The sequence below is a fragment of the Luedemannella flava genome (assembly GCF_039528515.1).
Lineage (GTDB): Bacteria > Actinomycetota > Actinomycetes > Mycobacteriales > Micromonosporaceae > Luedemannella > Luedemannella flava.
Window position 1 is genome coordinate 1 of the sequence record NZ_BAAALT010000242.1, and the last position, 10,260, is coordinate 10,260.

General features: G+C 73.0%; 12 protein-coding genes. 7 read left to right on the forward strand and 5 right to left on the reverse strand.

Annotated elements, in window-relative coordinates; translation table 11 throughout:
- Window positions 1-857 (reverse strand): serine/threonine-protein kinase (locus tag ABD211_RS27955; RefSeq protein ID WP_344138306.1); only part of this gene is annotated, 857 nt, incomplete at its 3' end.
- Window positions 858-1,011: 154 nt separating this feature from the next.
- Here ABD211_RS27955 and ABD211_RS27960 point away from each other — a divergent pair.
- Both ABD211_RS27960 and ABD211_RS27965 read left to right on the forward strand, forming a co-directional pair.
- The gene (locus ABD211_RS27960) at window positions 1,012-1,779 is read left to right on the forward strand and encodes a class I SAM-dependent methyltransferase (protein WP_344138308.1); all 768 of its coding nucleotides are present in this window, start codon (window positions 1,012-1,014) and stop codon (window positions 1,777-1,779) included.
- A gap of 24 nt (window positions 1,780-1,803) precedes the next feature.
- Window positions 1,804-2,943, forward strand: a complete 1,140-nt coding sequence (locus ABD211_RS27965; protein ID WP_344138310.1) for a family 1 glycosylhydrolase — start codon at window positions 1,804-1,806, stop codon at window positions 2,941-2,943.
- A 134-nt stretch (window positions 2,944-3,077) separates the two neighbouring features.
- Here the strand turns inward: ABD211_RS27965 and ABD211_RS27970 are convergent, their stop codons facing one another.
- Window positions 3,078-3,563 (reverse strand): GbsR/MarR family transcriptional regulator, encoded by a 486-nt coding sequence (locus ABD211_RS27970; RefSeq protein ID WP_344138312.1) that lies wholly within the window; start codon window positions 3,561-3,563, stop codon window positions 3,078-3,080.
- A gap of 74 nt (window positions 3,564-3,637) precedes the next feature.
- Between ABD211_RS27970 and ABD211_RS27975 the strand changes: the two genes are divergently transcribed.
- Both ABD211_RS27975 and ABD211_RS27980 read left to right on the forward strand, forming a co-directional pair.
- Window positions 3,638-4,531 carry an ABC transporter ATP-binding protein gene (locus ABD211_RS27975; protein ID WP_344138314.1) on the forward strand — a complete coding sequence of 298 codons (894 nt, stop codon included), beginning with the start codon at window positions 3,638-3,640 and terminating at the stop codon, window positions 4,529-4,531.
- The gene (locus ABD211_RS27980; RefSeq protein WP_344138316.1) at window positions 4,528-6,114 is read left to right on the forward strand and encodes an ABC transporter permease; all 1,587 of its coding nucleotides are present in this window, start codon (window positions 4,528-4,530) and stop codon (window positions 6,112-6,114) included. Before ABD211_RS27975 ends, ABD211_RS27980 begins: the two co-directional genes overlap by 4 nt.
- A gap of 43 nt (window positions 6,115-6,157) precedes the next feature.
- Here ABD211_RS27980 and ABD211_RS27985 read toward each other — a convergent pair whose 3' ends face one another.
- Window positions 6,158-6,763: a hypothetical protein gene (locus tag ABD211_RS27985; protein WP_344138318.1), complete on the reverse strand. Its 606-nt coding sequence runs from the start codon at window positions 6,761-6,763 to the stop codon at window positions 6,158-6,160.
- A gap of 29 nt (window positions 6,764-6,792) precedes the next feature.
- Complete coding sequence (locus ABD211_RS27990) at window positions 6,793-7,284, reverse strand: LURP-one-related/scramblase family protein (protein ID WP_344138320.1); 492 nt, start codon at window positions 7,282-7,284, stop codon at window positions 6,793-6,795.
- A 106-nt stretch (window positions 7,285-7,390) separates the two neighbouring features.
- Between ABD211_RS27990 and ABD211_RS27995 the strand changes: the two genes are divergently transcribed.
- Window positions 7,391-8,176 carry an LLM class F420-dependent oxidoreductase gene (locus ABD211_RS27995; protein ID WP_344138322.1) on the forward strand — a complete coding sequence of 262 codons (786 nt, stop codon included), beginning with the start codon at window positions 7,391-7,393 and terminating at the stop codon, window positions 8,174-8,176.
- Between the two features lie 62 nt (window positions 8,177-8,238).
- Here ABD211_RS27995 and ABD211_RS28000 read toward each other — a convergent pair whose 3' ends face one another.
- A complete protein-coding gene (locus ABD211_RS28000; protein WP_344138324.1) occupies window positions 8,239-8,598 on the reverse strand; it encodes a winged helix-turn-helix transcriptional regulator in 360 nt (119 codons plus the stop codon).
- Between the two features lie 63 nt (window positions 8,599-8,661).
- Here ABD211_RS28000 and ABD211_RS28005 point away from each other — a divergent pair, with 63 nt between their 5' ends.
- Window positions 8,662-9,252 carry an NAD(P)-dependent oxidoreductase gene (locus ABD211_RS28005; RefSeq protein WP_344138326.1) on the forward strand — a complete coding sequence of 197 codons (591 nt, stop codon included), beginning with the start codon at window positions 8,662-8,664 and terminating at the stop codon, window positions 9,250-9,252.
- A 151-nt stretch (window positions 9,253-9,403) separates the two neighbouring features.
- On the forward strand, window positions 9,404-10,260 hold an 857-nt coding region (trpD, locus tag ABD211_RS28010), incomplete at its 3' end, for an anthranilate phosphoribosyltransferase (protein ID WP_344138328.1).

The window sequence follows — 10,260 nt, forward strand, 5'->3', positions numbered from 1 at the left end:
CGCTCGCGCACGACTCCCGCCACCGGTCCGGGCCGCCAGCCGTCCCCGACGCGACGATGCGCACCGGCGAACCGCGCCGCGAGCGCTTCGAACGTGGGCCGCTCGGCGGGATCCTTGGCCAGGCACTGGCCCAGCACGTCACGCCAGTCGACGGGCACGCCGGCAAGATCCGGCTGCGCGTACAGGACCCGGCCGATAAGGACGTGCGGCGTGCCGGTGCCGAACGGTCCGGTCCCCGCGAGCGCGAAGGTCAGCACCGCGCCGAGGGAGAACACATCCGCGGCCGGGCTCAGTTCCCCGCCCAGGATCTGCTCGGGCGCGATGTACCCTGCCGTGCCGACCACGTACCCCGTGCGGGTGAGGTCGGTGGCGTCGGCGGCCTTGGCGATGCCGAAGTCGATGACCCGCGGACCGGCCGCGTCGAGCAGCACATTGGACGGCTTGAGGTCACGGTGCACGAGCCCGGCGCCCGCGACCGCCCGCAGCGCCGCGACGATGCCCGCCGCCAGAACCGTCACGCTGTCGGGCGGCAGCGGCCCGAACGAGCGCACCGCCGCCGACAGCGACGGGCCGGCGACGTACTCGGTCGCCAACCACGGCTGCTCGTCGTCCGGTTCGGCGTCGAGCACCTCGGCCACGTACGGGCTGTGCACCTGCCGCGCCGCGCGCACCTCCCGGCGGAACCGGGCGCGGAACTCGGGCTGCCCGGCCAGCTCCGGCAGGATCACCTTGACCGCCGCCGGGGAGTCGCGCGGCGACACGGCGAGGAACACCCGGCCCATCCCGCCGGCGGCGATCCGGCCGACGAGCCGGTAGCCCGCGACGTGACGCGGGTCGGACGGCTCCAGTGGCGTCACCCGGACCTCCCAGCGACGAGTCGTCCACGGTACGGCATCGCGTCATACCGTGGACCGCCGTCCACAGAGGATCAGCGGCGGCCCGGCAGGCGCAGTAACGTGACCGAGTGGACCGGGGACCAGCGGGTCGGGTCGGGGTGCGACGATGGTGCGCGTGCCCGGTGACAGCGACCTCCAGCTCTGGGACAGGGCCGCTGACCGGTACGCCGATCAGAGCGGCGGGCCGGACGACTCGTTCTTCCGACGGATGCGGCCGTTCCTGTGCGAGACGCTCGGCCCGGTGGCCGGACGACGGATCCTCGACCTCGGCTGCGGACACGGTTGGCTCGCCGAGGAGCTCCGGCTCGACGGGGCGCGGGTTCTGGGCGTCGACGGCAGTGTGGAACTGCTGCGCCATGCCCGGGCGAGCTATCCGGCCGTCGGGTTCGTCGCCCACGACCTGTGCGCCGGGCTGCCCCGGCCGTTGTCCACATTCGACGCGATCGTCGCCCACATGGTCCTCATGGACGTGCCGGAGCTCGACGCGCTCGTCGCCGATGTCCGGGCCAGCCTCGTCGACGACGGCGTGTTCGTCTTCTCGATCCTGCACCCGTGCTTCTTCGCGCAGGCGCCCCTCGAGGCGGACGGCGAGCGCTACCGCAAGGTCACCGGCTACCTCGCGCACGAGACGCGCTGGATCACGTCGTTCGGCGGCCACCACCACTACCACCGACCACTGTCCTGGTACGTGAACCTGCTCGGCCGCCACGGCCTGGCGGTGACCGCCCTGCACGAGCCACCGACCCTCCCGGCGCACGTGCGCCCGGAGCCGGAGTGGACGGCCTACGAGCGCTGGTTCGCCACGATTCCGACGATGCTCGCGGTTGCCTGTCGACCTATGGCCAATGACGGGCCGAGTCGCGGGCCGCGGTTCCGCACGTAGAGCCACGAACACTCAGGGGGATGAATGCGGTGGTGGGGGACGGGTAGTTCGGCCGTGCAGGTGGAGGGGGCCGACCCGGGGGACAACTGGTATGCCTGGGAGCGGGCCGGGCGGGCGCCCGCGTCCGGTGACGGCAACGGGTTCGCGGAGCGGTACGCCGAGGACCTGGCTCTCATGGCACGGTGGGGGTTCACCGACCATCGCATGTCGGTCAACTGGGCGAAGGTGGAGCCGGCGCCCGGCATCGTGGATGAGGCGGCGGTCGCGCACTACCGCGACGTGCTCTCGGCCGGGCGCACTGCCGGGCTGCGCATGTGGGTGTCGCTGCTGCACACGGCACTGCCGGCGTGGCTGGCGGGCGAGGGCGGCGTCTGCTCCCCCGGCTTCGGGGAGCGCTGGCGGCGGTGGGTGGGGACGGTCGCCGAGCGGTTCGGTGACCTGGTCGACGGGTGGATGCCCGTGAACAACCCGACGAGCTTCGCGCAGAAGGCTTACCTGTCGGGGGCGTTCCCGCCCGGGGTGACCTCACTCCCGGAGTTCCTGCAGGCGCTCACTGCCGTCCACCGGGCCGACTTCGCGGCGGCCGCCCGCCTGCGCGGGACGGGCCGTCCGGTCGTCTCGAACGAGTCGCTGACGCCGCTCGTCCCCGCCGACGACAGTCCCGGGTCGGCGGCCGCCGTCGCGCAGTGGGACGCCGTGGTGTGGGACTCGTGGCTGCGCCTGGCCCGCGAAACGGACGCCTTCGACGCCTACGGCTTCTCGTACTACGCGGCGACCGCCGTGAACGGCGCTGGCCAGCCGGGCCCGTACCCGGCCGACGGCACGCCCGGCCCGCTCGGTTACGTGCCGTGGGCCGAGGGCCTGGCCCGGGTGCTCGATCGGCTCGCCCACGAACTGCCCGGCAAGTCGCTCGTGGTGGCCGAACTCGGCTATGGCGGTACTGACGACGACGCGCGGGTCGACTACCTCACCGAGGCCCTGGGCCACGTCCACAAGGCGCGCGCGGACGGCATCGACGTGGCGGGCGTGTTCCTCTGGACGGGAATCGACAACTACGAGTGGCTCGCCGGCGACTCCGTCCCCTTCGGCCTGTTCGACCGTGACCGCCGCCCCCGCCGTAGCGCCGAGGTGGTCCGCGCCCTGGCGCCATCCGCCGCCGGGTAGGCGAGGCGCACCGGCAGGGGTCTAGGTCCGGTCACATTGGGTGTTGCACAAAAGATGCGGCAAAGGTTCCACAGCGTTTCAGCATTCGTGCAGTGACTACACGTCGCTGAGCTGACCACAGACGCTGCGCGTGGTCAGGCACGCGTGGTCGCGGCGCGGCGGTGGGCCTCCCAGCGGTCGAGGACGCCCTCCATCTCGCCGCGGAGGAACTCGAAGAACTCCACGGACTCGGCGAAGCGGCGGCCGGCCGGGGTGTCCCCGCCGACCGCCTGGACGCCCTCGCGCAAGCCGGCCGACCAGCGGACCAGGATCGAGTCGCGCTGGGCGATCGTCTGGTAGAGCCAGTCGTGCTCGACCGTGAAGTGGTCGCGGCGGGAACCGCGCTCGCGGCCGCGGTGGACGATGCCCACCTGCGTCAGGTAGCGCACGCCGCCCGAGACGGCGGCCGGGCTGGCGTGCAGGCGCTCGGCCAGCTCCGCCGCCGTGAGCCGGCCCTCGTCGGTGGCCATGATCGCGATGGCGATGCGGGAGGCGATGCGGGGCATGCCGGAGTCGACGAGCACCTGCGCGAAGCGCTCGACGAACTGCTCGATCACCTGCGTGTCCCGCGGGTCGGGCATGCCCACCTCCTCGTATGTGAGACGCAGCTTACCGAAGCTTCACAAATTTGTGAAATCAGCGTAGCTTCCGAACCATGAATGATGCGATCGCGGTCTCCGGGCTGACCAAGTCGTTCGGAGCCACGCGTGCGTTGGACGGTGTCGATCTCACCGTCCGCACCGGTGAGGTGCACGGCTTCCTGGGTCCGAACGGCGCCGGGAAGTCCACGACCATCCGGGTGCTCCTGGGGCTGCTCAAGGCGGACTCCGGGACGGCCACCCTGCTCGGCGGCGACCCTTGGCGCGACGCCGCCGACCTGCACCGCCGTCTGGCGTACGTGCCGGGCGACGTGAACCTGTGGCCGAACCTGTCCGGCGGCGAGGTCATCGACCTGCTGGGCCGCCTGCGCGGCGGGCTGGACCCGCAGCGCCGGGCCACCCTCCTGGAGCGCTTCGATCTCGACCCGACGAAGAAGGGCCGGACGTACTCCAAGGGCAACCGGCAGAAGGTCGCACTGGTGGCGGCGCTCGCCTCGGACGTCGAGCTGCTCATCCTGGACGAGCCGACGTCCGGCCTGGACCCGCTGATGGAGGCGACCTTCCGGGCCTGCATCAACGAGGAGCGAGACAACGGCCGCACCGTGCTGCTGTCCAGCCACATCCTGTCCGAGGTCGAGGCGCTCTGCGACCGGGTGAGCATCATCCGGTCCGGCAAGGTCGTCGACACGGGCACCCTCGCCGAGATGCGCCACCTGTCCCGCACCGCGATCACCGCCGAGCTGGCCGCCCCGGCCGAGCTGGCCGCGCTGCCCGGCGTGCACGACGTCGTGGCGGAGGGCAACCGGGTCTCGTTCGACGTCGACAACGACCAGCTCGACGCCGTGATGCGCGCGCTCGCGCAGGCCGGCGTGCGCTCGCTGACCAGCCAGCCGCCGACGCTGGAGGAGCTGTTCCTGCGTCACTACACCGATGATCTGGTGACCACATGACCGTACTGAGGGGGACCCGGACCATGGTGCGGCTCGCGCTGCGGCTGGACCGGGTGCGACTGTCGGTGTGGGTGCTCATCATCGGCGTGCTGCCGGCGACCACCGCCGCGCAGTACCTCGACCTCTACCCCACCAGAGAGGCGCTCGAGCAGGTCACCGGGGTGATCAGCAACCCGTCGCTCGTCGCGATCAACGGGCCGCTGTTCGCGGCCGGGTCGATCGGCGCGCTGACCGCCTGGAAGATCCTGGTCACCGAGATCATCCTCGTCGGGCTCATGGCGATCCTCACCGTGATCCGGCACAGCCGCACCGAGGAGGAGACCGGCCGGCTGGAGCTGCTCAGCGCCGGCGTCCTCGGCCGGTACGCCCCGCTCACCGCCGCGCTCCTCACCGCCGGCGTGGCCAGCGTCGGTGCCGGACTCGTCGCCACCCTGGGGCTGCTCGGCACCGACCAGCCAGCCGCCGGGGCGGTGGCCCTGGGCGCCGCGATCGCGCTGTCCGGACTGTTCTTCGCCGCCGTAGCGGCCGTCGCCGCGCAGCTCACCGAGAGCGCGCGGTCCGCAACCGCCATCGCGGTGTCCGTGCTCGGCGCGGCGTACCTGCTGCGGGCCGTCGGCGACGCGGGGCCCACCTGGGCCTCGTGGGTGTCGCCCGTCGGGTGGGCGATGCGGCTGCGCGCCTTCGCCGACGAGCAGTGGTGGACCCTCGCGCTGCTCGCCGCGCTCGCCACCATCGCCGTCGGCGCGGCCTACCTGCTCAACGGGCGCCGGGACCTCGGCGCCGGCCTGGTCCCCCAGCGACCCGGGCCCGCGCAGGCGGAGCCCGCGCTGCGCAGCCCGTTCGCGCTCGCCTGGCGCCTGCACCGCGGCCTGCTCATCGGCTGGTTGATCGGGATGGCCGTGTGGGGCGGCGTGCTGGGCGGGTCCGCGAAGGGCATCGGCGACGCCAAGCTCGACAACGCCAAGATTGCGGACCTGCTCAGCCGGCTCGGCGGCAGCGCCGCGATCGTGGACGCCTACCTCGGCGCGGTCCTCGGCATCACGGGCCTCGTCGTCGCCGCCTACACCGTGCAGGCCACCCTGCGGTTGCGCGGCGAGGAGGCCGCCGGCCGGCTGGAGCCGCTGCTGGCGACGCGTACGCGGCGCGTGCAGTGGGCGCTGAGCCACCTCGCGTTCGCGGTGGTCGGCACGGCGCTGCTGCTCGCCGTCGCGGGGGCCGCCGGCGGGCTCGCGTACGGGTCGCAGATCGGCGACGTCGGCGGGCAGACGTGGGCGCTGCTGGGCGCCGCGCTGGTCCAGGCGCCGGCGGCGTGGGTGCTGGCGGGCATCGGGGCGGCCCTGTTCGGCCTGGCGCCGCGCTTCGCCGGGCTCACCTGGGCGGCGCTGGTGCTGTGCCTGCTGGTGCTCGAGATCGGCGAGATCCTCGGCCTGAGCCAGTGGATCGTGGACGCCTCGCCGTTCGCCCACGTGCCTAAGCTCCCCGGCGCCGCCTTCACGGCGGCCCCGCTGCTCTGGCTCACGGTCGCCGCGGCCGGCCTGGCGACCGCCGGCCTGACGGCCTTCCGCCGCCGCGACATCGGCTGACGCTCCACGAGGTCGTGAACCGGATCGGGTGCTCCGATCCGGTTCACGAGCCGGCGATCGGCCGGCCCGTGCGGAGGTCGAGCGCGGCCGTGACGCCGTCGACCGTGGCCGTCAGGCGCGCGAAGCCGCCCGTGGGGACGCTCACCATGATGATCGAGCCGACGCAGAGGCAGTCGGGGTGGCTGTCGCGCAGGAGCGGCCGCTCGCCGTCGGCGGTGACGATCCGCCACGCCATGAACAGGTCACCGTACCCGTCCGTCGGCTCGGGCAGCGAGACCCGCGACGGGACGTGGGCTAGCAGCAGTTCACGGCCGGCCGCCGGGCGGTGCTCCACCCGCCGCGCGCTGCCGATGTCGTCCGGGTGCAGCCCCGTGGCCAGCTCGGTGAAGCGCAGCCCGTCCACGGCCGTGGCGATCCCGAGCGCGTCGAACGCGACGCCGTAGTTGGGACCCACCAACCGCGCGGACTCCGGGGACACACTGGTCATGCTGTCCGCAAGCGCCACGAAAGTGTCCAGACCGGCAGGGCCGAGCAGGCCGGCGTAGTCGCGCGGCAGCGTCACGGCCGCCGGCGGGTCGTCGGCCGGCCACAGACCGCAGCCGGCCACCGTCACCAGCAGCACCACGGCCACGAAAAACGTGCGGGTCACCGTCGCAGCGTGCCATGCCGGAGGCGTACTCAGGAATCTGTCTTTTCCGCACGCTCCTCGGCAAGATCCAGAGCCAGGGCCACCCCCAGGATCAGCAGGTGGTTCTCGCTCTCGGCGATGTCCACGGCGTAGGTGTCGCGGATGCTGACCCAGCGCTTGGACACGGTGGCCACCGTGTCGCCGTCGCGGCGGATGGTGAACTCGTGGTCGAGCAGGCTGCCCTTCATCGTGAGGTCGTGCGGGCCGGGCACGTCGATGAGGTACCGGTCGCGGAACAGTCGCAGCCAGCGCTTGCGCACCACGGCCGCCTTCTCGCCACCGATGGTGACCACGTAGCTGGGGCGCAGCGCGAGCAACCGGCGGCGCACCTCGGCGACCGGCGTGCCGTCGGGGTCCTTGATGACGAGCCGGTCCCGTAGCGAGAGGACCTTGCCGTCCACGTCGAAGACCGTCCGTCCGCCCTCGTCGGTGATCTCGGAGTCGTTGCCCAGTCGGAAGAACCGCTCCTTGATGAGATACATGCCCTCATGGTGCCCGGACCCTCCAAAGTCGACACGCGCCCGGGATGGTGACACGCGAATGCGTGGATCTTCGCCCGTGCGGCGCGGCCGGAGATAGGTTGGGATCGTGACAGACGTCAGAATCGGGCTGCAGGTGCAGCCGCAGCACGCCGAGTACAGCAAGATCCGCGCCGCGGTGGCCGAGGCAGAGCAGCTGGGCGTGGACATCGTCTTCAACTGGGACCACTTCTACCCGCTCAGCGGCGAGCCGGAGGGCCTGCACTACGAGTGCTGGACCATGCTCGCCGCGTGGGCCGAGCAGACGTCACGGGTGGAGATCGGCGCCCTCGTGACGTGCAACAGCTACCGCAACCCGGAACTGCTCGCCGACATGGCGCGCACCGTCGACCACATCAGCGACGGCCGTCTCATCCTGGGCATCGGCTCCGGTTGGTTCGAGAAGGACTACCAGGAGTACGGGTACGAGTTCGGCACCGCGGGCGGGCGCCTCGACGACCTGGCCGAGGCCCTGCCGCGCATCGAGAGCCGGTGGTCGAAGCTCAACCCGGCACCCACCCGCAAGATCCCGATGCTCATCGGCGGGGGCGGCGAGAAGAAGACGCTGCGCCTGGTGGCCAAGCACGCCGACATCTGGCACAGCTTCGGCGACCTGGACACCCTCAAGCGCAAGATCGGCATTCTCAAGGAGCACTGCGCGGTCGTCGGCCGCGACTTCTCCGAGATCGAGATCTCCACCGCGGTGGCGAACGCCCGCGGGGCGGCCGCTAAGCCCGACGAGGTGGGCCCCGCCCTCCTCGAGGCCGGCGCGTCGCTGTTCACGGTCCACGCCACCGGCCCGGACTACGACCTGACCCAGCTCCGCGACTGGATCGACTGGCGCGACAACCGGTAAGCCAGCGATGGTGCGGCGGGAGACGACCCCTATCAGGGGCACGTTCCCGCCGCACTTCCGCGTTAACGGGCCGCCGCCTCGCGGGCCGCCCGCAGCTCGGGCAGGTGTTCGCGGGTCCACGCGCAGGTGGCCGCCATGGGGGTCAGCAGCGACCGGCCCAGGTCGGTCAGGGCGTACTCCACGTGGGGCGGCATGCCCCCGTGGGCCGTACGGGCCACGAGGCCGTCACGCCCCATCGCCCGCAGCGTCTCCGTGAGCACCTTCGGCGTGACCGGGCGCAGGGGCGCCAACAGCTCGGAGAACCGGCGGGGCCCGTCGCGCAGGCACACGATCACCTTCGCCGTCCACTTGTCACCGATGCGGATCGGCGGGTCGTCGTCGACGCATCCGGCGAACATGTCGGGGTCCAGCGGCTGGCTCATCGCCCCACCGTACGCCCACTATCGTTGCGGTAACCGGGCCCCGCCCCGCTACGGTCGGCGGCCATGAAGAGAATCGTGGTGTTCGGCGCGGCGGGACGAGCGGGGCGACGTGTGGTCGCCGAGGCCGCCGACCGGGGGCATGAGGTCATTGCCGTGACCCGTTCGACAGGGGATGTCACCGACGTCGACGACGTGGCCCGGCTCGCCGCCGGGCACGACGCGGTGGTGAACGCTGCCGCGCGGGTGGACGTGCCGACGTTCTTCGCCGACGCCGCCCGGGCGCTCGTGGACGGCCTGCGCCGGGCGGGCGTGCGGCGGCTGGTCGGCGTCGGGATCGGCACCGCGTTGGAGGCGGCGCCGGGCGTCGCGGTGCACGACGCGCCGGACTTCCCCGCTCCGTACCGGGCGTTCTCACTCAACCACGCCGCGCAGGTCGACGTGCTGCGGGGCGCGGACGACGAGCTGGACTGGCTGCTGCTCGCCCCGCCGCCGGTCGTGCTCGACGACACCGCCGACCGCACGGGCCGCTACCAGCTCGGCGAGGCACGCGCGTTGCCCGGCGGGTTCTCCTACGTCGACCTGGCCGTCGCGATTGTCGACGAGATCGACACACCCACCCGGCACCGGGCGGTCGTGGCGGTCGGCGCGCGGTAGGGTGTGCGCATGCTCGCGCGCGTGAACGGCTGGTGGCCCGCCTCCTAGGCGACCGGCACCCACGCGCACCCACACGGCCGCCTCCCGCGAGGCGGCCGTCGCCGTGTCCAGCGGCCGGCGCCTGCGGGTGGCCCCGACCCGGAGGACACCCATGACCACACCGCACACCTGGCCGTCGTTGCTGGCCGACCTGCTCGCGGGGCGCGACCTGACCGCCGACGCCGCCGGCTGGGCGATGGGCGAGGTGGTACGTGGGGCGGCGGCACCCGCGCAGCTGGCCGCGTTCCTCGTCGCGCTGCGCGCCAAGGGCGAGACGGCCGTCGAGGTGGACGGCCTGGTGGTTGCCCTGCTCGCCGCCGCCGCGCCGGTGGACATCCCGGGTCCGACCGTCGACATCGCGGGCACCGGCGGCGACGGCACCAACGCGGTGAACCTGTCCACCATGGCCGCGATCGTCGTGGCGGCGACCGGCGCGACGGTCGTCAAGCACGGCGGCCGCGCCGCGTCGGCGACCACGGCGGGCGCGGCCGACCTCGTGGAGCGCCTCGGCGTGCCGCTCGACATGCCGCCGACCGCGCACGCGGAGATCGCGGCCGCCGCGGGCATCACGTTCCTGTTCGCGGCCGCCGCGCACCCGGGCCTGCGCCACGCCGCCCCGGTGCGCCGCGAGCTGGGCGTACCCACGGTGTTCAACGTGCTCGGCCCGCTGATCAACCCGGCGCGACCGACGCACCGGCTGGTCGGGGTGGCCGATCCGCGCCTGCTACCGGTGGTGGCGGAGGTGCTGCGGCAACGCGGCACGAGCGCCCTGGTGGTACGCGGCGACGACGGCCTGGACAAGCTCACCACGGCCACCACATCGCAGGTCTGGTCGGTGCGCGACGGACGGGCCGCGCTGGTCTGCGTAGACCCGCGCGACCTGGGCATCCCGCGCCCCGCCGAGGGCGCGCTGCGCCGTCGCGACGCGGCGGCCAACGCGCGCGTCGTCCACGCCCTGCTCGCGGGCGA